The sequence below is a fragment of the Rhodophyticola sp. genome (assembly GCF_965284195.1).
Classification (GTDB): Bacteria; Pseudomonadota; Alphaproteobacteria; order Rhodobacterales; family Rhodobacteraceae; genus Rhodophyticola.
On sequence record NZ_CBDIRM010000002.1, the window covers coordinates 146,662 to 167,885 of the forward strand.

22 protein-coding genes and 6 pseudogenes are annotated in these 21,224 nt (G+C 64.5%); 9 read left to right on the plus strand and 19 right to left on the minus strand.

The window, feature by feature from the left end; all coding sequences use genetic code 11:
- Window positions 1-193: 193 nt before the first annotated feature.
- The 10 genes and pseudogenes from ACQ651_RS21180 to ACQ651_RS21225 all read right to left on the minus strand — a co-directional run bounded on the left by ACQ651_RS21180 (window position 194) and on the right by ACQ651_RS21225 (window position 6,795).
- Entirely contained in the window at window positions 194-670 is a 477-nt protein-coding gene (locus tag ACQ651_RS21180; protein ID WP_430450511.1) for a lipopolysaccharide biosynthesis protein, read from the minus strand.
- Window positions 671-674: 4 nt separating this feature from the next.
- Entirely contained in the window at window positions 675-1,241 is a 567-nt protein-coding gene (locus tag ACQ651_RS21185; protein ID WP_430450512.1) for a hypothetical protein, read from the minus strand.
- Between the two features lie 360 nt (window positions 1,242-1,601).
- Window positions 1,602-1,892 carry a glycosyltransferase gene (locus tag ACQ651_RS21190; protein WP_430450513.1) on the minus strand — a complete coding sequence of 97 codons (291 nt, stop codon included), beginning with the start codon at window positions 1,890-1,892 and terminating at the stop codon, window positions 1,602-1,604.
- 1,095 nt (window positions 1,893-2,987) lie between these two features.
- Complete coding sequence (locus tag ACQ651_RS21195; RefSeq protein WP_430450547.1) at window positions 2,988-3,317, minus strand: hypothetical protein; 330 nt, start codon at window positions 3,315-3,317, stop codon at window positions 2,988-2,990.
- A pseudogene (locus ACQ651_RS21200) lies at window positions 3,291-3,473 on the minus strand (calcium-binding protein); the annotation flags it as partial. The gene ACQ651_RS21195 and the pseudogene ACQ651_RS21200, both read right to left, overlap by 27 nt.
- Window positions 3,474-3,550: 77 nt before the next feature.
- Window positions 3,551-3,742: a calcium-binding protein gene (locus tag ACQ651_RS21205; RefSeq protein WP_430450514.1), complete on the minus strand. Its 192-nt coding sequence runs from the start codon at window positions 3,740-3,742 to the stop codon at window positions 3,551-3,553.
- Window positions 3,676-4,266, minus strand: coding sequence for a M10 family metallopeptidase C-terminal domain-containing protein (locus ACQ651_RS21210; RefSeq protein WP_430450515.1), 591 nt, complete (start codon window positions 4,264-4,266; stop codon window positions 3,676-3,678). The genes ACQ651_RS21205 and ACQ651_RS21210 overlap by 67 nt, the downstream gene beginning before the upstream one ends.
- Window positions 4,263-5,198, minus strand: coding sequence for a hypothetical protein (locus tag ACQ651_RS21215; RefSeq protein WP_430450516.1), 936 nt, complete (start codon window positions 5,196-5,198; stop codon window positions 4,263-4,265). The genes ACQ651_RS21210 and ACQ651_RS21215 overlap by 4 nt, the downstream gene beginning before the upstream one ends.
- Before the next feature lie 48 nt (window positions 5,199-5,246).
- Window positions 5,247-5,795, minus strand: coding sequence for a PPC domain-containing protein (locus ACQ651_RS21220; protein ID WP_430450517.1), 549 nt, complete (start codon window positions 5,793-5,795; stop codon window positions 5,247-5,249).
- Window positions 5,796-5,877: 82 nt separating this feature from the next.
- Window positions 5,878-6,795, minus strand: a pseudogene (locus tag ACQ651_RS21225) (replication initiator protein A).
- A 628-nt stretch (window positions 6,796-7,423) separates the two neighbouring features.
- On the opposite strand from ACQ651_RS21225, the pseudogene ACQ651_RS21230 reads away from it, so the two are divergent.
- From ACQ651_RS21230 to ACQ651_RS21245, 4 genes and pseudogenes are all read left to right on the plus strand, one after another.
- Window positions 7,424-8,769: pseudogene (locus tag ACQ651_RS21230) on the plus strand (AAA family ATPase).
- Between the two features lie 61 nt (window positions 8,770-8,830).
- Window positions 8,831-9,874 (plus strand): ParB/RepB/Spo0J family partition protein, encoded by a 1,044-nt coding sequence (locus tag ACQ651_RS21235; RefSeq protein WP_430450518.1) that lies wholly within the window; start codon window positions 8,831-8,833, stop codon window positions 9,872-9,874.
- Window positions 9,875-10,610: 736 nt separating this feature from the next.
- A complete protein-coding gene (locus ACQ651_RS21240; protein ID WP_430450519.1) occupies window positions 10,611-10,817 on the plus strand; it encodes a hypothetical protein in 207 nt (68 codons plus the stop codon).
- A gap of 271 nt (window positions 10,818-11,088) precedes the next feature.
- Window positions 11,089-11,670, plus strand: a complete 582-nt coding sequence (locus tag ACQ651_RS21245; RefSeq protein WP_430450520.1) for a hypothetical protein — start codon at window positions 11,089-11,091, stop codon at window positions 11,668-11,670.
- Window positions 11,671-11,851: 181 nt separating this feature from the next.
- On the opposite strand, the gene ACQ651_RS21250 is transcribed toward ACQ651_RS21245, so the two are convergent.
- From ACQ651_RS21250 to ACQ651_RS21280, 7 genes are all read right to left on the minus strand, one after another.
- A complete protein-coding gene (locus tag ACQ651_RS21250; protein ID WP_430450521.1) occupies window positions 11,852-12,502 on the minus strand; it encodes a calcium-binding protein in 651 nt (216 codons plus the stop codon).
- The gene (locus tag ACQ651_RS21255; RefSeq protein WP_430450522.1) at window positions 12,444-12,989 is read right to left on the minus strand and encodes a calcium-binding protein; all 546 of its coding nucleotides are present in this window, start codon (window positions 12,987-12,989) and stop codon (window positions 12,444-12,446) included. The genes ACQ651_RS21250 and ACQ651_RS21255 overlap by 59 nt, the downstream gene beginning before the upstream one ends.
- Window positions 12,990-13,159: 170 nt before the next feature.
- The gene (locus ACQ651_RS21260) at window positions 13,160-13,345 is read right to left on the minus strand and encodes a hypothetical protein (RefSeq protein WP_430450523.1); all 186 of its coding nucleotides are present in this window, start codon (window positions 13,343-13,345) and stop codon (window positions 13,160-13,162) included.
- Window positions 13,346-13,433: 88 nt separating this feature from the next.
- On the minus strand, window positions 13,434-13,694 hold the full coding sequence (locus ACQ651_RS21265) for a hypothetical protein (RefSeq protein WP_430450524.1): 261 nt from the start codon (window positions 13,692-13,694) through the stop codon (window positions 13,434-13,436).
- A gap of 86 nt (window positions 13,695-13,780) precedes the next feature.
- Window positions 13,781-13,984, minus strand: a complete 204-nt coding sequence (locus ACQ651_RS21270; protein ID WP_430450525.1) for a hypothetical protein — start codon at window positions 13,982-13,984, stop codon at window positions 13,781-13,783.
- A 152-nt stretch (window positions 13,985-14,136) separates the two neighbouring features.
- Window positions 14,137-14,346, minus strand: a complete 210-nt coding sequence (locus ACQ651_RS21275) for a hypothetical protein (RefSeq protein ID WP_430450526.1) — start codon at window positions 14,344-14,346, stop codon at window positions 14,137-14,139.
- On the minus strand, window positions 14,316-14,909 hold the full coding sequence (locus ACQ651_RS21280) for a hypothetical protein (protein ID WP_430450527.1): 594 nt from the start codon (window positions 14,907-14,909) through the stop codon (window positions 14,316-14,318). The genes ACQ651_RS21275 and ACQ651_RS21280 overlap by 31 nt, the downstream gene beginning before the upstream one ends.
- An 814-nt stretch (window positions 14,910-15,723) precedes the next feature.
- Between ACQ651_RS21280 and ACQ651_RS21285 the strand changes: the two genes are divergently transcribed.
- A complete protein-coding gene (locus tag ACQ651_RS21285) occupies window positions 15,724-15,882 on the plus strand; it encodes a hypothetical protein (protein ID WP_430450528.1) in 159 nt (52 codons plus the stop codon).
- Window positions 15,883-16,341: 459 nt separating this feature from the next.
- Here the strand turns inward: ACQ651_RS21285 and ACQ651_RS21290 are convergent.
- Window positions 16,342-17,230: pseudogene (locus ACQ651_RS21290) on the minus strand (recombinase family protein).
- A 158-nt stretch (window positions 17,231-17,388) separates the two neighbouring features.
- On the opposite strand from ACQ651_RS21290, the pseudogene ACQ651_RS21295 reads away from it, so the two are divergent.
- Both ACQ651_RS21295 and ACQ651_RS21300 read left to right on the plus strand, forming a co-directional pair.
- Window positions 17,389-17,645, plus strand: a pseudogene (locus tag ACQ651_RS21295) (type II toxin-antitoxin system ParD family antitoxin).
- 189 nt (window positions 17,646-17,834) lie between these two features.
- Window positions 17,835-17,978 carry a hypothetical protein gene (locus ACQ651_RS21300; protein ID WP_430450529.1) on the plus strand — a complete coding sequence of 48 codons (144 nt, stop codon included), beginning with the start codon at window positions 17,835-17,837 and terminating at the stop codon, window positions 17,976-17,978.
- A 6-nt stretch (window positions 17,979-17,984) separates the two neighbouring features.
- On the opposite strand, the pseudogene ACQ651_RS21305 reads toward ACQ651_RS21300, so the two are convergent.
- Window positions 17,985-19,094: pseudogene (locus tag ACQ651_RS21305) on the minus strand (tyrosine-type recombinase/integrase).
- Between the two features lie 224 nt (window positions 19,095-19,318).
- On the opposite strand from ACQ651_RS21305, the gene ACQ651_RS21310 reads away from it, so the two are divergent.
- Window positions 19,319-20,908 (plus strand): Mu transposase C-terminal domain-containing protein, encoded by a 1,590-nt coding sequence (locus tag ACQ651_RS21310; RefSeq protein ID WP_430450530.1) that lies wholly within the window; start codon window positions 19,319-19,321, stop codon window positions 20,906-20,908.
- Window positions 20,901-21,224, plus strand: a 324-nt coding sequence (locus ACQ651_RS21315; protein ID WP_430450531.1) for a TniB family NTP-binding protein, incomplete at its 3' end; no start/stop codon positions are given. The genes ACQ651_RS21310 and ACQ651_RS21315, both read left to right, overlap by 8 nt.

The following is a 21,224-nucleotide window of genomic DNA, read 5'->3' on the forward strand; positions in this document are numbered from 1 at the left end:
GGTATGACCGGCTTGGCGCCGAAAGGGTGGATGACATAGACATGCTTCAGCGCCCGGCCCTTGGGCAGTCCGCCCGCTGCGGCCTGCATCGTCCTTCAAAGTCGCAGTGATGCGATCCTGCCCGCATTATAGACCGAAAACTGGCTGTTTTTAAGGTAAATCAGTGACCTGTGCACCGGAATCATGACAGGGATCAGGACGGGCGCAACAAGGGCCGCACGGTCACGACCAGGGCCACGCAGTGCAGCGTGAACGCCGCGCACAGGCCCCAGACGACCCCGGTCAGCCCCCCCGCCATCACCCCTATGGCCGCACAGCCCGCAACCAGCACGACCGACAGGACCCGCAGCGCGAAAAGCTGCGTGAAACGGCGGTGCGCGACCAGAAGCGCATCCAGCATCGCCTCGAACCCCTGAATCGATGCCGCCAGCATGGCGACAGCCAACAGCGTGCCCAGATCGTGGTAATCCGGCCCGAACAGCGCCGCGACCAACCAGTCACCGATCAGCAGGCAGCCCGCGACGGCCAGGGCCATGAACGCCAGGATGCCAAGCGCAAGGTTGCGGACCAGCCGCGTCAGATCGGCGATCTGACGGGTGGTCCTGTAGAGCGTGAACCGCGCGATCAGGCTGTGCATGATCACCCAGAAGAACGTGATCGTCGCCTGCATGGCATCAGCCGACAACCGTGTAATACCCCAACGACACCACGCTCAGGAATGTGGCGATCAGATAGCGCGGGATGTTGCCGTGCAGCGCAGACAGCAGCCCGGTCAGCGCCAGCATCACCGAAGATTTCCCAAGTTCGCGCATGTTGGCAAGGTTTGCGGCAGCGTCATCGCCATGCGCCCGCGCAAGCCGTTGTGCCAGACCCAGGTCAAAGATCACCGCCATCAGCCCCCAGATCACCATCTGGCAGAAGAACGCGGTCACGACCGGGTAGCCAAGCCACAGAAGCGTCCAGATCGTCATCGTGCTGGCCACGCCGCGGATGATCAGTGACGCGGCCATCAGGTGCATCTGCTCGTAGCGCTGGAAAACCCCGTAGGACAGCTCGGACAGGCTTTCGGATGCCTTGGCCAGCCCCAGGATCAGCACAAGCCACGCGGTCAGCCCTGTCAGGACCGCAAAGGAAAGGCCGACGACCACCAGGTAGCCGACCACGACCGACACCAGCAAAAGGTTGCGGAAATCCCGGAACGCAAAGCCGGTTGCCTCGCCCGAGGCAAAATTGACCTGCATGTTGAGGTTGAAGAAAAGAAGACCGGGATCACCAGCGAGGTGGCCAGGCCAAAGGTGCCCACATCCTCGATCGTGGCAAGCCGGGTGAGCGCCACAAGTGTCAGGAACTGGGTGATCAGGTAGACGACATGCCCCAGCAGACCCCATCCCATCAACGTCCTGATGCGGACGAGTCCGGGCTTTTGTGTCATCCGAGGCTTTCCAAACGTCATGCTGCGGCCCCGGATCACCCTCTGACTGATGTCTCACAATCAGGCCTGACCGCGCGCAGCACAAGCCGCGTTGCATCACGCGCGGCAATTGGAACCATCGCGCAGGGCCCGAACGTCAGGTCAGTTCGACAGCACGGCGCCGTAAACCTCAAGGAGCCGCGCAAGATGCGCCCGGGCGCGACGGCCGTGGCCAGATCAGAGGCGACTGGAACGCGCCGATATCGGGCAGCCGACGCAGGGCTGCGATCAAGTCCGCATCGCGGGGCGTGTCATACAATGCCCCGTTCTCGCCATCGCGGATCACCTCCGATGCGGCACTCCAGGCCCCGCAGACCACCGGGATTCCGCGCAGCAACGCCTCGATCGTGACCATGCCCTGCACCTCGTACCAGGTGCTGGGGAACACCAGCGCGCGCGCCTTGGCCAGATGCGCCTGCACCGCATCCGGCCCCAGCCAGCCGGTGATCCGTGCCGCGGCCGGTCACCGCGCGGATCGCCCCGGCCTCGGGGCCGTCGCCGATGAACAGCACCGGCATGTCCAGCGCCCGGGCCACCCGGGCCAGTTGCAGACCGCCCTTTTCGGGCGACAGCCGCCCGACGAACACCAGCGTCTTGTTGGCGCGCGCATCGACGGGCGGGCCGCCGGTGTCGATCGGGTTCAGAACCTTGTGCCACACCGCCCCGGACGGCAGCCTGCCCTGCATGACCTGTCGCTGTTTCTCCGAGATATAGATGATGTGGCGCAAGCCGCGCGGCAATCGGCCGGGGCCAGCGGCCACAGCCCCGCGCAGCACCCGCCAGGCCTTGTGCGCGGCGCTGCGCACATCGCAATTCGTCGCTAGGCACGATGCCCCAAGCGGCGTGCGGGTGCAGATTTCATGGCGGTTGTAATCGTAAAACCCGCCATTCGGACAGGCGAGGAAGTATTCATGCATCGTAAAGACCGACCGTAGCGGCCCTGCCGCCAGTTCCGGCCCGATCGACGGCGACAGCGCCTTGGCATAACCATGGCAATGCAGCACCGTGCGCGCCGGATCGAACCGCTGTGCCACGTCGCGCAGGGCCTTGCGCGCGGCCCCGTTCCAGATGCCGCTGCGCATCGCACGCAAACGGTTCGGATCGTCAAGGATCGTCTTTTGCTCCAGGCAGATCACCTCGATCCCGGGATGATCCAGCCGCGCGGACACCGGCCCGCAGGCGGCAAAGAAGGTCACGGCGATGCCATGATCGGCCAGCAGCCGGGCGCTTTCGATGGCGACCTTGGCCTGCCCGCCCGTCACATCGGCGAAATCGCCGACGATCAAGACATGATCAAGCGGCTTGCGTCTTGCGTTGGTCATGTCGGCCCGCACCACCTTGTTCCTGCATCAAGCTGCCTTGCAGAACTGTAGTCCAGGTCGGGCCGGGACTCATAGCCCAATGGGTCGGGAACGCCGCGACAGGCCGTGCGAGAAAACAAAGTGCCGCGCCCGGAGTTCAGGCGGCCCCGACCTTTCGCATGCGAAAGGTTCAGGGGAGATGTCAGGCCCACCCGTCAGATGAACGTCACCTCGTCCAGGACCGCGCCGGTATTGGTGACACCTGTAAAGGTCAACGTGTCGCCATTGCCGAAGTCGAGGATCAGGAAGCCATCGGCGTCACGCCCGGCATAGGCGACCAGGTCGGATGCCTCGGGCGCACCACCGCCCAGCAGGGCCGCATCGATCTCGATCGCGTCGATTCCGTTCTGGAAATCGGCCACGCGGTCGGCACCATACCCCATGCCGAACACGAAGGTATCGGCCCCGATCCCGCCTTTCAGCACGTCCGCCCCTGCCCCGCCGTCCAGCGTGTCGTTGCCGGCGTTGCCTTCCAGCCGGTCCACGCCTGCGCCGCCGAACAGCACATCGAACCCGGCATTGCCGAACAGGACATCACCGCCCGCCCCGCCCGACAGGGTGTCGGTGCCCAATCCGCCCGTCAGCCGGTCGTCGCCGGTGCCGCCATCCAGGCTGTCATTGCCGTTGTTGCCCTCAAGGGTGTCGGCGCCGGTCGCCGCCGATCCAGCGTGTCGAACCCGTCACCGGCGATCAGCAGGTCGTTGCCAGCGCCCGCCCGTCATGCTGTCGAATCCCAGGCCCCTTGCAGCGCGTCCTCGCCATCGCCGCCGTCCAGCGTGTCGTTGCCGAAATTGCCCATCAGCAGGTCATCGCCGCTGCCGCCCAGCAACAGGTCGAACCCGTTCACCCCCTGCAGCGTGTCATGCCCGGCCTCGCCCAGCAGGGTATCGGCCCCCACCCCGCCCGACACGCTGTCCCAGCGGCCCCGGCCTCGACCCGGTCGCTGCCCGCGGCAGCGCTGATCGTGTCGTCGCCCGCCGTGCCGGTCAGGGTCTCGGCGAACGCTGTGCCGCCCTGCCCCTGCCCCGGCCCGCCCGACGCATCCGGATCGGGCCCGGCCAGCAGCGCGGTCGTGGTCCAGGTGGCATCGCGGAACTTGACGTACTCGATCCCGAACAACAGGTCGTGACCCTGCGCACTGTGCAGCTCGACCCCGCCCGCGATGGCGGCAATCGCGCCAAGCTGCGCGCGGTTGATATCCAGCACCGCGGTGTCGGTGCCCGCCCCGCCGCGCAGCGTGTCGTTGCCGGCCCCGCCGGTCAGGATGTTGTCGGCATCGTTGCCGGTCAGCGCGTCATCGCCCGCGCCACCGATGGCGTTCTCGATCACCACGCCCGCCGCAACGGTATAGCCACCCGCGACCCCCTCGGCCGCCGACAGGAACCCGCCGCCGCCGAACTCTCCCGCAAGCGTGGCGGCGCGCAGGTCGATCACCGCGTCGCGCCGTGCCGAGCATGGCGCAGGGTATCGACCCCGTCGGTGTCCCAGATCGCGCGCCAGGTGGTGCCGCCCCGGTTGGCCTCGGGCAGGTCATAGACATTGTCATCGCCCCCGAACCAGTCGTTGGCCCCGTATTTTTCCTGCAACACCGCGATATCCAGCGCCATCGGCCCCGTCTCGAAGCCCCAGCGCCCGCTGGTGGCGCCCTGTGCTGTGGCGGCGCCGGTGAAATAGCCGCTGTTGTAGGTCATCGTGGTAAACACACCCTGGTTCAGATCATGATCGCCATATTGCTCGTACTCGCCGAACACCCCGCCCATGATCGCGGATGTGCCGCCAGTGTCATGCGGATGCGCCAGGCCCAGCCCGTGCAGCACCTCGTGGGTGATCGTGACCATGCCAAAGCCGCCCGGTTCAAGATCGCCGCCCGCGGTGCGGTCCCACAGGGTCGCGTCGAACACACCCACACCGGCGTTGAATTCGCCCGGCGGGTTGAAATAACCAAGGAATTCGCCGCGCGACTCGTTGGTATCCAGCACCAGCACGAAATCGGCTGCGGCCCGGCTGCTGGTCTGCACAAAGCGCAACCCCGAGACCTGCGCGATCTGCTCGAACACCGCCGCGATGCGCGATTGCTCATAGGCGTTGAACCCTTCCGAGGTATAGCCATCGGCGGCCACGCCCGGAGGTGCGAAATAGTACCTCACCACCGGGTCCGGCAACTGCGTGCCCCAGTCGATCGTGTCCAGCGGATCATAGGGTTGCGGCACGTAAGGATCGACCGTGATGCGATAGCTGCCGGTCAGGCCCGCGTCATAGCCCGCCGCCTGGACATAGACGGTCTGGTCGCTGTCGGCGGTATAGGCCAGCGCGGAATCGAAGCCACCAGGAATCGTCGTTGAAGGCCAGCAGGGTGCCCTGTGCATCCAGCAGCGTCAGCGCCGGGTCCTCCAGCGTCACCCCGGTCAGCGCGATCAGCACCGCTTGCCCGGCCACAAGATCCAGCGCGAACCAGTCGGTATCGCCCCCGTCTCGATCGTGCCGGTGGCATCCAGCCCCAGGCCGACCACGCCGGAGGTGGCGGTGGTGGCGGTGTAATCGTCGCGGGCCACCGGGCCAGCATCCGTGCGGGTGATCAGCAACTCGTAGCTGCCGGTCTCGGCACCAAAAGCCCCGGCGGACAGGTAATGCGTGCCGCCAAAAGTGCTGGTGAAGGTCAAGAAGGCATTCAGCCCCACGCCGCCATCGTCGTCAAAGGCGATCTGCGTGCCGCCGCCGTTATGCACCGACAGGAACGGATCGGACAGCGTCAGCCCGGTCAGCGCCACCGCATAGGTGCCCCCGGCCTGCAAGGTGATGCGGAACCAGTCCTGATCGCCGGTAAAGTCGATGGTTTCGATGACGGGGCTGTTCAGGGCGATGTCGGCCGCCGTGCCGATGTTGGCGGCGATGCCGAACCCGGTTTCATGCAAGGTGGGGGCATGGGGGTTGATCGTTTTTTCGAGACGGCAGGCAACACACATGGGCAACTCGCTGGATTCAAGGGAGATTCGGGATGGTTTCAGGTGCCGCTATAAACGGTTCCACGGCAAAGGGAACGGGGCCTTACAGCCGTTTTTTCACCCAGCCCAGGAATGCCTTGTCGGCGTCGCTCAGCCGTGGTGCGCCCGAGGCGGCCCAGACCCCCTGCCAGTCGGCCTGCAACGCATAGACATCGGCGCCGGGGATCAGCGCGCGCGCGGATTCCAGCGTTTCGGGGGCCAGTTGCGGTGGCCGTGCGGGGGCAGGGCTGCGCGGTGGCCCGCCCCGGCGTGGGGTCACGCGCAGGATGTCGCCCGGTTCCTCGGACAGGTGGTAATCGGGCAGGTGATCTGTGGCGATCATCTCGCGCAGCATGGCGCGGAACACCCGGCGCGGGCTGGCCGAGCCGGACTTGTGATGCAGCACCGCCACCGAGATGCGCCATTCGGGCTGTCGGCCGCAATGCTTGCGCGCCAGTTCGTAGATCCGCCGCTCCAGCGGCTTGCGCAGGCGAAAGTAATCGCGGCTCAGCGTCAGCACCGATTTCGACAGCACCGCCCGGATAGAGCCAGTCCGACGAGGGTGACGGCCACGCTAGACCATGCGCCCGCCACGGGTCTTGCGGGCGATCTGCCAGGTCTCGATCAGGCCAAAGCCGGTTGTCACCTCGTGCCTCGCCGGTGTTCCAGGTTGGTGGTGATGCGCGTGCCCGCCAGACCGCTCGAACGCCTCGACGCAGGCGACGATAGCCGTCACCGCTGAAGTTTCGCGGTTGGTCGCCACCAGCAGGTCATGCGCGGTCAGGTGCAGCGTGCGGCTGATCGTGCGCCCGGCATTCAGCGCGGCAACAAGCTGGCTGATGCAATAGATCAGGATGTCCTTGTCATGGATCGTGGCCAGCCCCTTGACCGAGGGGGTCACGGTGATCTGCGCGCCGTTGTGGGTGTAATCCAGGATGCGCCGGTCGGGCCGGGTGGACAACGAAAACATCGGATGCTCCATCGAGGCCAGGTCGTCCTTTGGACTGGCCGCGAAGATGTCGCAGACAAAGAAATCCGATTGTGGATGATATGCGGGCCCCAAGGCCCCTGCCCCGCCTGTCACGCGCCTGTTCCTTCACTGCCTCAGCTTCACGACCGGGGCGATTTTCGCCCTTCTTGCCGCGCCCCCGGTTGATCCGGGGGATTCGTGGTTTTGCTGACACTCGAGGGTAAAGTTATCCACAGGCTGCGTCCAGCGCTGATCGCGCAAGGATCGTGGGATCAGAGTCGCAGCGATCGGGTTTTCAGAGTCGGCTCTGACGTGGTTTCAGAGTCGCATGCCCGCCATGTGATCTCCAATCCGCCCTGTGAAAACAAGGGGCTTTGGCAAGACACCCACACCCTGTAACACTACAATAACCAATATTTAACCGCGATTTTCAGCAGCCCCCTGCACTCAAACGCCTGATCTGACATGGAAAACAGCGAGAATTTGCTTGGGAAATCAGAAAAATATGCCGACGTCGTGCGCAAAATGCTTTCATGTATCGCCTTTTGCGGTATGCTGGCAAAAACATATAACATGGGGCTGGATATGGTATCCGAGAGTCTGCACACCCCCCTATTTCGGCATCGACCCCGACCGGGCCATGGCCGATCTGGACACCACCGCCGACACGGGGCGGTTCTGCGCGGTATCGCACAGGCCTGTCGCGCAGGGGCGCGACGACCTGGCACGACAGGGTATGGACGAGACCGGAGGCAAGACGCTGCGGCTGTTTTCCACATGGGAGATCACCCGCTACCTGATCCCGGTGAACGCCGCGCATTTCCGCCGCGTGCTGCAAGCGCCAATCCCGGACCTGCCGCAGGGCCGCAGCGGACACCACCGGCGGGCGCCAAGTGGTTCACCCTCGACGAGGTGCTGCGCCTGCGGGCGCATTTCTCGCAGGCAGGCAGCCGCGCCAAGGAATACCGCCCCTATCGCCCTGCCGGGCCTGCCCGCGAAGATGGTTGCGGTGGCCAATTTCAAGGGCGGTGTGGGCAAGACCAGCACCGCCGCGCACCTGGCGATGTCGTGCGGCCCTGGATGGCTACCGCGTGCTGGTGGTGGATCTGGATTCCCAGGGCTCGATGACCTCGATCTTTGGTGGCGCGGGTTGCGGATGAATGGCAGACGGTGTTCCCGCTGCTGGCGCGGCATTACGCGCGCCATGTGCAGGCCGACAACCAGCGCCGCGCAGGACCGGGGCGAGCCGCCGCAGCCGCTGGACGATACCCTGTCTGAGGCGCTGGACATGCGCGCCGACGCCCTGATCCAGACCACCCACTGGCCCAACATCGACCTGATCGGCGCGCAACTGAACCTCTATTGGGCCGAGTTCCAGATCCCGGTCTGGCGCATGGCCGCGCGCGGCTGGAAGCTGTGGGATGCGCTGGCCGACAGTCTTGAGGCCGATGGCGTGCTGGACCGCTATGACCTGATCTTTTTCGACACGCCCTGCGGCGCTGGGGTATCTGACCATCAACGGGCTGTCGGCGGCCGACATCCTGTTGGTGCCGCTGGGGGCGTCGTTTCTGGAATTCGACAGCACGGGGCGGTTTTTCGACATGCTGCATTCGACCTTCGCCAGCATCGAAGAGGCCGAGAACATGGCCGCCCGCGCGCTGGGGCGCGAGGGGCTGGCGTTTGAATGGGATGCGGTGCGCGCGCTGATCACCCGGTACGACGGCGCGCAGCAGGGCGAGATGGCGGCGCTGATGCAGGCCTATCTTGGCCCCACCCTGTCGCCCCACCGGCAGGATTTCACCGCGCTGATCGGGCAGAGCCGGCGAGCAGGTCAACGGCATCTACGAGGCCGATTACCGCGATTTCAACCGCGAGACCTATGTGCGCGGGCGCGAAACTTTTGACGCAACCTATGCCGCGTTCAAACGGCTGCTGACGGGCGTGTGGCGGCGCGACGAGCTGGCCGCGCAAGAGGCCGCGGAATGACGGCGCGTTCAGCCGTCCGCGCGACCCTGCCTGCCGATGATGTGCTGAAAGGAGGTCTGCCATGGCCAAACGCAAACGTCTGAGCCTGCCGTTGCCTGGCGCGCATTCCGGTGACATCGGGGCCGGTGACACGCCGATGGGTGCGACCGCCCGCCCGGCCCTGCAATCGCGCGCGCCGATCGCGCAGGTGGCGGGCGATGCCGCCGCCGCCGCCGCGTTCCACGATGTCGCGGGCGAGTTGTCGCGCGCCCGCGAGGATGGTCGTCTGGTGGTGGCCCTGGCTCTGGACGCCGTGCGCGCCGATCACCTGACCCGTGACCGGCTGACCTCGGAGACCGAGGACATGGAGGCCCTGCGCGCCAGCATCGCCACCCGTGGCCAGCAGACCCCGATCGAGGTTCTGGCCCTGCCCGGTGGCGGGTATGGGCTGATCTCGGGGTGGCGGCGGTTGCAGGCGCTGCGCGATCTGGCGCGCGACGACCCCGAACGGTTCGGCACCGTGCTGGCCCTGCTGCGCCGCCCCGACACCGTGGCCGAGGCCTATTGCGCCATGGTCGAGGAAAACGAGATCCGCGCCGACCTGTCGTTCTATGAACGCGCCCGCATCGTGCAGCGCGCGGTTGACGACGGCGCGTTCAGCGACACCAAGCAGGCCCTGAACACGCTGTTCGGCGCGGCCAGCTATGCCAAGCGGTCCAAGATCAAATCGTTCCTGCGGGTGGTCGAGGGGCTGGATGATGTGCTGCGCCATCCCACCCGGCTGGCCGAGCATCTGGGCCTGAAACTGGCCCGGGCGCTGGAGCACGACCCCGCCCTGCCCGACCGTCTGGCGCGCGCCCTGGACGCGGTAGATCCGGCAGACCCCGAGGCCGAGCTGGCGGCTATCAAGGCAAACCTTTCGCATGCGAAAGGTTCTGCCAAGGAAAAGCCAAAGTCTGAGACCCCTGAAGCAGGGTCTAAACCAGCGGCCGACTATAGGTCCATCGGTCCCGGTCTGATGCTCGAGTTGGACGAGGGCCGCGTCGGCGTCACCGGCAAGCGGCTGAGCCCTGATCTTGTCAAGCGGCTGGAGCAATGGTTGCGCGCCCAGCCCGAGGCACGCTGAGACACATGGCGGGGCGCGTGCAACGGCACCGTACACCCTGCCGTCAATGCGCTAATCGGCCCCTAGCGTCTGTAGCAGTCACCCCTGCCCTGTCACAGACTCGGAGTCGCCCTCAACTGTCCGATACCTCTGCCATCCTGTCGCTGCCCTATATCCAGCCCGCGCAGGCTCAGAAACACGTCACCCATAACGAGGCGCTGCACCATCTGGAGCTGTTGGTACAGCTGAGCGTCACAGACCGCGCCCGCAGCGACCCGCCCGCCGCCCTGACGGATGGCGTGGCTGGTCGTCTGAGACGGCAATACCTAGATCCGGACCGCCGGGCAGGATCGGGTCGACCGCCTATGCATCTACGCGCAGGCCGGTGCAATCAACCGCCTGACCTTCGCCGCCCTCGCCACGCTGCTGAGTCATGATGGGGTTGGCAATCAGGTGAAAATCAACAAATCCGGTGAAACAGAGACTGTCAGCCTGCTGTTCCAGACCGGCTGGTCGGGCCGGGCCGAGATGGGCCTGCAGGGTCGGACTGGGTCACCATCATGGTCAGCACCGATGGCAGTGCCTGGACCGCGGCGCTGGCGGTCGAACCGGCCACGGGGGTGTCGACCTCGGCGCAAGGGGGTCGGATTGACGGGCCGACCGAGGTCTCGCGCGGCCTGCTGCTGCATGGGCGCCCTGGCTGCGGTCCTATGGGGCCGCCAATATCCTTGGCCCGGTGGCTCAGGCTGCCGGTGACGTGCCGACTGGTGCGGTTATCGAGCGTGGGGCAGGGGCCGATGGCAGCCATGTGCGCTTTGCCGATGACACCCGGATCTGTAACGTCACAGCCGCGGCGCAGGCCCGCGATGCGGCGGTGGGCGCGCTGTTCGGCCTTGTCAGAGCCTGTATCCGCGCCGTTGCGGTTGATGGCGGTAGGGCGTTGGATCTGGTCCTGATCGCTTGACACAGGGCCTGTTGCGACAGATCCAAAACCTTTCGCATGCGAAAGGTTTGGCCTGCGACAGGCCCGGTGTCAGATATCCTGGATCAGGGTCGGAACCCGATGCACCTCTCCGGTCCTGTGGTCGACTATAGGCCCATCGGCCCCGGCCTGATGCTCGAGCTGGGCGAGGGCCGCGCCGACATCACCGGCAAGCGGCTGGGCCCTGATCTGGTCAAGCGACCGGAGAAATGGTTGTGCGCCCAGCTCGAGGCACGCGGACCTCCGTAGTGGAGTGCGTGCCTGGGGGCTGGCGGTAGATGCGGCCGCGGGGCCGCCGATCCCGGCGCAAGAGGTCCGGATCGACGAGCCGATCACTGGCATTGCCGTGACCCAGAGCCTGTCTGATGCCACCATCGAGCGCCTGACAAAGACGGGGGTCTCGGGGTCCGGACCCACTGCACCCTCGGTCGGCAATGCCTCGGTCACCGACAGCAGACTGGCGCTGGAGGTCTATGCCTATGCCACGGCAAGTGGGTCGGCCGAGGTGTCGCGCGGCCTACTGCTGCATGGTCACCGCAATGCCAATGGTGGAAAACTGCAATTGATGTTGGTCGAGCTGTCTAGCCCGGTCAACGCGATGGCCTCTGGAGGGATCGTGTCGCGCGGCCGGACGTCCGGGGCATGGTCGCCCTGGCTGCGGTCCCATGGAGCCGCCAGTATCCTTGGCCAGGTTGCTCAGGCCGGTGGCTGCTATGTGCGCATTGTCGATGTCACCCAGATCTGCGACGTCACTACCGCGGCACAGGCCAGCGATATAGCCAATGGACACGCTCTTCGACCTTGTCAGAGCCTGTATCCGTGCCGTTGCGGTTGATGGCGGTAGGGCGTTGGATCTGGTCCTGATCGCTTGAACAGGGCCTGTTGCGACAGATCCAAAACCTTTCGCATGCGAAAGGTTTGGTGCGCAGGCCCGGTGACAGATATCTTGGAGCGGCACCAAAAGGGCGGAGATTTCCCCGCCCTTTTCGTGGTTTTGAATGACCTGCGTTTGCGCCTCAGATGAACGAGACGTCGTCCAGAATGGCCCCGGTATTCGTAATGCCGGTAAAGGTCAGCGTGTCGCCATTGCCGAAGTCGAGGATCAGGAAGCCGTCATCGGTGCGCCCGGCATAGGCGATCAGATCCGACGCCACCGGCGTGCCACCGCCCAGCAGGGCCGCATCGATCTCGATCATGTCGATGGGTTTGAGATCGGCCACACGATCCGCACCCGAGCCGGACATGAACACAAAGGTATCCACACCGATCCCGCCGATCAGAACGTCATTGCCTGCGCCACCTTCCAGCCGGTCCGCGCCGCCGTTGCCCTCAAGCCGGTCGTCGCCATCGCCGCCCAGCAGCGTGTCACCGCCCGAGCCGCCCCGCAGCAGGTCGTTGCCTGCACCACCCTCAAGCGTGTCGGCCATGATCCCGCCTTCAAGCAGGTCATCACCATCGCCACCTTGCAGCAGGTCGTTGCCGGAATTGCCGATCAGCGTGTCGGCGCCGGTGCCGCCATCCAGCGTGTCGAACCCGTCACCGGCGATCAGCAGGTCGTTGCCAGCCCCGCCCGAGAGGAAGTCAAAGGCGATCCCGCCTTCCAGCCGGTCATCGCCCGCCCCGCCATACAGCAGATCGTTGCCCGCGTTGCCGCGACAGCGTGTCATTGCCCGCGTTGCCGTGGATCGTGTCGAACCCGTTCAGCCCGACCACGAGATCGTCGCCTTCGCCCGCATCGACGCTGTCGAACCCGAAGCCCGCGTTGATCACGTCGTTGCCGTCGCCGCCGATCAGCGTGTCGTTGTTGAAGGCCCCGCTCAGGGTGTCGTCTCCGATCCCGCCTGTGACCAGGCTGGGTGCCGTGGTGGCCGATGCGGTGATGCCCGCCACGCGGCCCCCGGCATTGCCGATCAGCACCTGGATATCCGCAGCTGACAATCCGTTGAAGGTCAGGGTGTCCCCGGCACCGAAATCGACCACGACATTGCCCGCGCCGTCGTTGCTGGCGGCGGCCAGGGCGGCGTCGACATCCACCTGTGTGGCCCCGTTGCGCACGGTCAGGGTTTCGCTCGCCGATGGCGAAGTCGCTGATCGTGTCGTTGCCGCCGGTATAGACAAAGCTGTCGGTGCCGCCGCGCCCGTCAAAGCGTTCATCGGCGCTGCTGCCGCGGATCGTGTCATTGCCAGACCCGCCACGCAGATGTTCGAAGTTGACGAATTGCGTGGTGAACGTCCCGCTTGGCGACAGGGCGCCGCTGGCGATGCCCGCCTCGGCGTCGATGCTGACCGCCTCTGCGATCATGCCGCCATCAAGCCGCAGCCGGTCAGAACCCGGCCCCACCGTCCAGGTTGTCATTGCCGCCTGCGAGGCGGAAGGAGTCATTCGCATCCGACCCGGTAAAGCTGTCGTTGAACGCGCTTCCATAGACCTCCCATACGTCGTTCGTTCCGGCGATGGTTTCAGTGTTGCCGAAGCCGTCATTGGCGATGGTGCCGGTGGACAGGTCCACGTCCAGCCCCTGCGTGCCGTCCCGGAAGTGTCAGCCGGACAAGCCCGCTGCCATTGATGGTCAGGCTGTCGGTGCCATCGCCCATTTGCTAGGCTGACCCACTGTTCGGTGGCGGTGGTGACGGTAAAGCCATCGACTCTGGCTCGATGAAAGCCCACCCGCCGACGGCCAGCGCAGCCGCTGTCGGCGGGTTGGCCACATCCACGAACGTGTCGGTGTTTCCGCCCGAATAGGCCACGCTGCCGGTATTGGCCGCACCGTCGATATTGACCGTGATGGTCTGGGACAGGGCGTCCAGAAAGCTGTAATCGACAGAGACGAACCCGTTTACGATATCCGAGAAATCCATCAGGTCATTGCCCAGACCCGGAACGATGTAATCGCCGCTGCCGTCGTTGTCGCCGGTGACAAAACGGTCGTCGCCATCGGTCCCGATCAGGGCATCCAGTCCGGACGTACCGATGATGTCGTTGAAGTTGCTGGCCTGCGTTCAGTGTCTGCACCTGCGCCACGGTGGCATGTGTTGAAGGTCAGGCTGTTGCCGCCGCCAAAGTTCACCACGACGCCGCCCGCGCCATCGCTGCTGGCCGCGTCCAGGGCTGTTTGCACCGTCTGGGGCGTGCCCAGGTCAAAGGTCACGGTTTCGCTGCCGAAGGAGAAATCGCTGATCGTGTCGTTGCCGCCGTTGTAGGTAAAGCTGTCGGTGCCGCCCCGCCCGTCGAACCGTTCATCCGCGCTGCTGCCGATGAAGGTGTCGTTCAGGTTCGACCCGCGCGCCCATTCGATGCTGGTCAGGCTGTCGGTAAAGGCCCCCCGAACCAGCTGCCGCTGGCGGTGCCCGCGTCCAGGTCGATGGTCATGCCGCCGTCGACGCCGAACCGATCATACCGGATGCGGTCGAACCCACCGCCGCCGTTGACCACGTCATTGCCCTCGCCGGTGATGAAGGCCTCGTTCGCGGCGCTGCCGATCAGGGTGTCGTTGCCAAAGCCGCCCGGCAAGCTCCCAGACCACTGCCGGTGATGGCTTCGGTGTTGCCGAACCCGTCATCGATCACCGTGCCGGTGTTCAGGTTGACCGAGACTGCGCCAAATCCGCCGTCAAGCCGCAGCCGCACATCGCCGCTGCCGGTGATGGCATAGCTGTCGGTGCCTTCGCCGCCACGCACCTGCATCCACTGACCGGCCGCCAAGTTCAGCGCAAAGCTGTCATCGTTCATGCCGCCGTAGACACCCAGCCCGCCGTTGACCGCGCCTGCATCCATCGGTGCATTGAGCCCCAGCAGGCTGTCGGTGCCCGCATCGGCCTTGTCCACGCTGCCGGTGCCGGTGGCCCCGTTGATCACCACGTCGACGCCGCGCTCGATTGCGCTGTAATCCAGATCGACATAGCCATCGGTGCCGCCATTCGCGCCTGCGTTGATCGTGTCGTTGCCGATCGAGCCCAGGACATACCGAGGCCGCCGCCGGTGGTGATGTTGATCATTGTCCAGCGTGCGCAGGAGCTGCTCGATCGCGCGGAGGAGACTGGCATGACCGGCCGCGCCCGCGGCGCGGGCCTGCACGCCTGCCGGGACTGGACAGCAGGATATCCTGCCCCGGCGCAGAGGCCCCGGTGGCCACGCCAAGGTTGGTGATGCTGTTGTTCAGCGCCTCGAACCCGGCCAGTGTCGGCACCACGTTCAGCGGGGCGCCCCCGATCTGAAAGATGTAGTCGGTGTCGGTGTTGGCGTCAAAGAAGGCCAGTACGATGTGTGTGCCCTGGTTGGTTGTGACAGAGCCCAGGAAATCCTCGTTGAACGGGTTGTCCGAAAACGGCACGCCGTTGAACAGAACGCCCTGATCCTGGCTGCCGCCCAGATCTACCTCCAGGAAGGTCCCCGTTCCCGGTGTCGATCAGGCTGTAATTGATAAAGGCTTGGTTATTCGGAAATACCACTTGCAATGTGGCCGCGCCCACCGCCGATGGATTGTCGTTCTGATCATAGGTGACGGAAAAGCCGGACAGAGTATAGGTCGTCATGGTGCATAGGTCCCAATATTAAAAATATCATGGTTTCCAATTCGCATGAAAATTCGGCGCAAGTCCATCAAAACGAGCGGGGGCTTGCAGAAACTTTCGTGAAACGCGGCCGAAAAAGATGACGCGCAACAACACCGGTCTCCACTCTCAGATCAAGTGTCAAGGTGGATGATTTGATTGTGTTGATCTCGTCAGAGCAGCGCGTGCGGCTATCAAAGTGGGGGCAGAACCAAAATGAACCGCCTTGTAGACCACATCTGTGAGTGACGAAGAACCAGAGGAAGGGAAGCCCGGGTGCCGGGCTTGAAAGGATAGAGCGAGCTTCATCCGGGTCCGACGTTGAAAGGGCCCTAACCATGGCCAAAACCACAGCCCGACCGCAAGCCGCATTTCGGAAACAGTTCGAGGTAGGGCAGAAACCGACGCGTGCCATCGCCACGGATATCCGTCAGATTCCGCTCGACCAGTTGGAGCTGAGACCGTTCAACGTGTGCAAGGTCGCCGCTTACGCGTAAGCTGTGGTCCGAGAACAGGGCGATGCGAGGAGTGCATATGAATCGGTGTCGAAGGGCCTGGAACAGGCCTGGCATTCGCAGATGGCAACATGACTGCAGCCAAGGTGCATCAGGTGTCCGTTGTCGATGTCGATGTGGCCCAAGTTCGCCAAAGAACTGGTCTCTCACAGGCTGAATTCGCCCGAAGCATCGGGTAGCTAAGGGCACGCAAAGACACGCTCTTGAACTGGGAACATGGGTGACGACACCCGACGGGTCCTGCTCAAGTCCTGCTGGCCTTGATCGCAAAGAAGCCATCGGTGGTGCAAGATCTGCTGCGAGGCGCTTGATCTGTGGCGCAAGGCGCGATCCCTATGACGCTCCTGCCGAACATACGCTCAGTCAAGCCTACAGATTGCTGAGCTCGCGAGCGGGGGTGAGCGGTGTATCGTCGGTCAGGGGATAGCGTTGCTCCCGAACCTACTCCAACAATCCTAGCTTTTCCGCCCGATCCAACAGCATTTTCACCGAAGACGGCTGCCATCTCGTTCGGCCACGTGGTGTGCGTTCGCGCATTGATTCCAGCCGTTCACAGATCGCCTGAAGCGTGATGTCGGGATCCGCGCCCTTGATGGCGGCGACGATGGCGGGCAGGTGGTCGTCGGTTTCGCGGCGTCCGGCGCGGGCCAGCACCTCGGCAGGCAGGAAGCCGTCGCGGACATAGGCCCTCACAGCGCGCAAAAGGCGGCTTTGGGTCCAGTCGACGCGCCTCGGGCAAGGGGCTGTTGATGATGCGCAACACATCTTCCCAGGCCAGGTCGGGGCGCAATCGGCGCACATGGGGCACCCAGTCTTGTGCCGTCTCGTTCAGGCGCTCCATGTAGCCGTCCTGTCGCGCCAGCCGCACCTTGCGAAGAGCAGCAGGGTCTTTGGCCCGTAGCCCAGGGTTCCCGCCCACGCGGCCCTTGGTACGGGCGCTCGCCAGCCCCGCCTTGGTACGTTCCCGGATCAGCGCGCGCTCGAACTCGGCCGCGGCGCCCAGAACCTGCAGCGTGAACTTGCCCTGCGGGTGATGCCGGTGTCGATCGGGTCCTGAATTGACCGGAAGAACACGCCCTTGGCCTCCAGCCGTTCGATTACCTCCAGCAAATGCGACAGCGACCGCGCCAGCCGGTCGATGCGCACGACGACCAGCGTGTCGCCCTCTGGCCACGCGTTCGAGCACCCGCGCCAGCACCGGCCGCGCACGATTGCCGCCCGAGGCGTGCTCTTCATGGATTTCTGCGCAACCTGCAGATTTCAGGGCCTGCGACTGGGGCAGGGGGGTCTGATCCTCGGTCGAGACGCGGGCATAACCGATCAGGGGCATCAAAACGGGCCGTCTGCAATTTTATATAACGCGAGAAAACGACCGATTGATAGGCTTGGAAAGAGAGGCCGTATCATGGGCCGTTCGTCGCCCAATATCAGATTCCTGTTGACCAAAATCGCTCATTGGCATATATTGCCAGTAAAGGAGATCTGCCCATGGTGACACGCAACGTTGTCCTGACCGAAACTCAGGACTATCTGGTTCAAGCACTGGTGGCGTCCGGGCGCTACCAGAATGTGAGCGAAGCGATGCGCGCTGGCCTGAGACTGCTCGAGCAGGAAGAGGCACAGCTGGCAGGGATCCGAAGGGTCTTCTTGAAGGCTTGGCGCAGGCCAAGGCGGGCGATCTTGCGGAGGGTAGTGGCGAAGATGCGGTCCGCCGAGCCTTTGCGACTGCGCGCGCTCGTTCATGAGCCGATCCTTCCGGCTTACGCGTCGTGCGGAAGCCAGCCTCACCGAGATCGCGAGATGGACGATCGAGAATTTTGGGCTGCGCCAGGCGGAGCTCTACGAGGCCGAATTGCTCAGCCGGTGTGAAGGTGTTCTTGAACGGTCAGGCGTATAGCCGGAGTTGCGCGGTTCTCGTGGATGAGTCCGTTGACTTGCGGTTCGTTAGGGCAGGGGAGCATTTCCTGGTCTTTCTGGATCGGCCGGACGAGATCATCATCGTCGATATCCTGCACTCCCGCAGCGATCTCCCTCGTCATATAGCGGCGCTGATGGCGTTGAAGAATGAAGGCCTCTGATCCGCGTCACAACCCCGCGGCCTTTGTCAGGTTCACGCGGAACCGGTCGCGTCGGCGCTGATAGCGGCGGGTCATTTCGGCCGAGGCGTGGCCGAGGTGCTTCTGGACGTAGCGCTCATCGACCTCTGCGCTGCTGGCAAGACCGGCGCGCAGAGAGTGGCCGGAAAAGAGCGCCAGCCGTTCCTTCTCGGGCAGCTCCGATCGAATGCCGGCGTCTTGGACCGTGCGCTTGATGAGGCGCGCAACATGTTTGTCGTTGAGCCGGGTGCCCGAGGCACGTTTGCCGTCCCGCGATATGCCCACAAAGACCGGCCCGAAATCAATCTTTGCAAAGTGCAGCCAGTGTTCCGAGCGCATGCACCGGGCAGGTCTGGTCGCTGCGAGCCGCGTCCGATCTCGACCTCGCGCCAGCCGGTCTTGGCGTTGAGGGTCAGCAGCGCGCCCTTGTCGAAGATCTCGATCCAGCCGCCTGAGTCCGGCGTGTCGTCCTTGTGAGCATCGAGGCTGACGATCTCGGACCGGCGCAGGCCCGCCGGCATAGCCGATGAGCAGGATCGCGCGATCTCGCAAGCCGCGCAGGTCGTAGGGCAGGGTGGCCACCATGGCGAGGATGTCTTCCGCCAGGATTGCTTCTTTCTGCACGGGCGGGCGGCGCATGTCTTGCGCTTGATCCCGGCCAGCACGGTGGCGATGTGACGGTTCTTGCGGTCGAGCGAGAAACCCCGCTGTGCGTAGTTCCAGGCGAGGCCCGAGAGGCGGCGGTCAATTGTCGCTGACGGAGAGGGCGCGACGCGATGGAGGCGCCGACCCGGAAGCCAGATCCGCGAGGTATAGCCCGATCATTTCGGGGGATGGGGGCAGGGGCTCGGCGCCTTTCATCCGGCACCAGCGCGCAAAATGCGTCCAGTCCTTGGCATAGGCTTTCAGCGTGTTCTCGGAGGCCGCGGCGCGTGCATAACCTCGTGCGGTGTTCACCAGCCGGTCGAGCGTACCGGAGCCGACCACATGAGCGGGCAGGGCGATCGCGGCCTCGCCGTCGTCTTGACCCCTCTCGTCGTGTCGATCGCCATCAGAGCATCGAGGGCGTGGGCGCTGTTTGCGCGGGCTCTGAGCCATCTGATTCCTCGGATGTCGGTCTGCCGGAATTTCTGAGACTGCGTTCCATTTGTTTTCAATAGCTTGCCTGTGTCGCATTTCTGAAACCGATTCAGGGTATGTGAGACTGGACACCGATTTGAGTCACCATTGGTGAGACTATCCGGCATCCATGCACTGAGTAAGTTATGTCCGATAATTTTCCAGCTGACAAGGATTGGGAAGAGGCGGAGTTTCGCGCCCGGGTGCTCGGGGAGCTGCCAGCCCAGCTCACTCAGGGCAATGTCGACTGGGCCATGCATCAGCTGAATGTCAGCCGATCCACGCTCTTTCGTCTGGTGAAGCAGTTCCGCGAGGACGGGCGGACCAGTGCGCTTCTGCGGGATACCCGGGGGCCCAAATCGGGTATGCAGCCCCTCGACCCGGAGGTGGAAGCGATCGTATCCCGCCATTTCAGGGGTTTCTATGCCACCCGCCGCAAGCCCACCAGGACGCGGTTCTGGCGGGAGGTGGCCGCCGATTGTCGGGATCAAGGGCTGGCACCGCCCTCGATCCGGCGTTTGGGCCGCTGGCTGGAGCAACATGACCAAGCTAAGCTGATGGCCAGGCGAGAGGGCAAGGACAAGGCCGAGCGGCGCTATCTGGCCACGCCGGGAGGACTTACTGCAGACAGCCCTCTCGATATCGTCCAGATCGACCACACCAAGGCCGATGTGACAGTGGTCGACCCGGTGACGCGTCGCCCGCTCGGTCGTCCGACGCTGACTGTGGCAATCGATGTGAACACCCGCATGGTTTTGGGGTTTCACCTGTCGCTGGAGCCGCCGTCGCTGCTGGCTGTCGCACTGTGTCTGACCCATGCGGTGATGGACAAATCGCACTGGCTGGCGGCGCGCGGGATCAACACAGACTGGCTCGCCCATGGAACTCCGAGGGCAATTCACGTGGACAATGGCGCGGAATTCCATGCCCGCGCCTTCGGGCTCGCTTGTGCAGAGTACCAGATCGACCTGCGGTACCGTCCGCCCGGAACGCCGCGCTATGGCGGCCATATCGAGCGGCTGATCGGCACGATGATGGGCGCGGTTCACCTGCTGCCGGGCTCGCATTTCTCGAACATCTTCGAGCGCGGTGATCTCGACGCGGAAGCCGAGGCGGTGATGACTCTCAGAGAGCTAGAAACCTGGCTCGCTCTCGAGATCACCGGCTCCTACCATGCGCGGGTCCACAGCGCGCTGGAAACCACACCTTCTGCAGCCTGGGCGGCCAAGGTAGATGGGGCGCGGTTGCGCATGCCGGCCAATCTCAGGCAGTTCTTGGTCGATTTCCTGCCCTCAGAGCAGCGCGTTTTGCAGCGCGATGGCTTTCATCTCTTCCACATCCGCTACTGGTCGGACGAGCTGCGCTGGCTGATGGGCCGGGAAAGCCGCAAGTTCACGCTCAAATACGACCCGCGCGATCTTTCGCGCCTCTTCGTGCTGACAGAGAACGGAATCATCGAAGCCCGACCGGCGGATCTGACACGGCCTGCGATCACGCTCTGGGAGCACCGCGCGGCGCGACGGGCTTTGCGTGAGGCCGGGCGCCGGTCGGTAGATGAGGACCTGATTTTCAGGACGATCGAGGCGCAGCGCGACCTCGTCGACAGCGCCGAACGGCAGACTAAGGCGATACGGCGTCACCAGGCTCGGCGGGCGCATCTGGCTCCTTTGCCGATGATCGATGTGACACCGGATGCCGCCGCACGAGATGCCCTGTCTGCGCCGGAAGGGGAGGGGAGCCCGTTCCTCAGTCACCCCGGCTTCAAGGTCGAGGAGTGGTACGACGATGACTGAGTTCCCGCATCTCTATCCAGGAGCCGGCAAGATCGCCGCGCTCAGCGCCGAGGAGCGCATTCACCGGATTCGCGCCGACCGCTGGATCTCCTATCCCAGGGCCGAGGCTGCCTTGGAGAAGCTGGAAACGCTGATGTCGTTTCCCGAGCGCGCCCGCATGCCGAACCTGCTCATTGTCGGTGACAGCGGCATGGGCAAGACGATGATCATCGAGAAGTTCACCCGCGATCACGCGTCAAGCTTCGACGAGACCAGCGGACGGCTGCATATGCCGGTTGTCGCCGTGCAGATGGTGTCTGGGCCAGATGAATCCCGA

Coding starts and splice junctions, on each gene's coding strand:
- ACQ651_RS21180 (WP_430450511.1), bottom strand. CDS start 670: ATGCAGGCGACGATCACGTTCTTCTGGGTGATCATGCACAGCCTGATC.
- ACQ651_RS21185 (WP_430450512.1), bottom strand. CDS start 1,241: ATGCAGGTCAATTTTGCCTCGGGCGAGGCAACCGGCTTTGCGTTCCGG.
- ACQ651_RS21215 (WP_430450516.1), bottom strand. CDS start 5,198: ATGCACAGGGCACCCTGCTGGCCTTCAACGACGATTCCTGGTGGCTTC.
- ACQ651_RS21220 (WP_430450517.1), bottom strand. CDS start 5,795: ATGTGTGTTGCCTGCCGTCTCGAAAAAACGATCAACCCCCATGCCCCC.
- ACQ651_RS21235 (WP_430450518.1), top strand. CDS start 8,831: ATGGCCAAACGCAAACGTCTGAGCCTGCCGTTGCCTGGCGCGCATTCC.
- ACQ651_RS21250 (WP_430450521.1), bottom strand. CDS start 12,502: ATGACACGCTGTCGCGGCAACGCGGGCAACGATCTGCTGTATGGCGGG.
- ACQ651_RS21255 (WP_430450522.1), bottom strand. CDS start 12,989: ATGAACGCTTTGACGGGCGCGGCGGCACCGACAGCTTTGTCTATACCG.
- ACQ651_RS21265 (WP_430450524.1), bottom strand. CDS start 13,694: ATGGATTTCTCGGATATCGTAAACGGGTTCGTCTCTGTCGATTACAGC.
- ACQ651_RS21285 (WP_430450528.1), top strand. CDS start 15,724: ATGGCCAAAACCACAGCCCGACCGCAAGCCGCATTTCGGAAACAGTTC.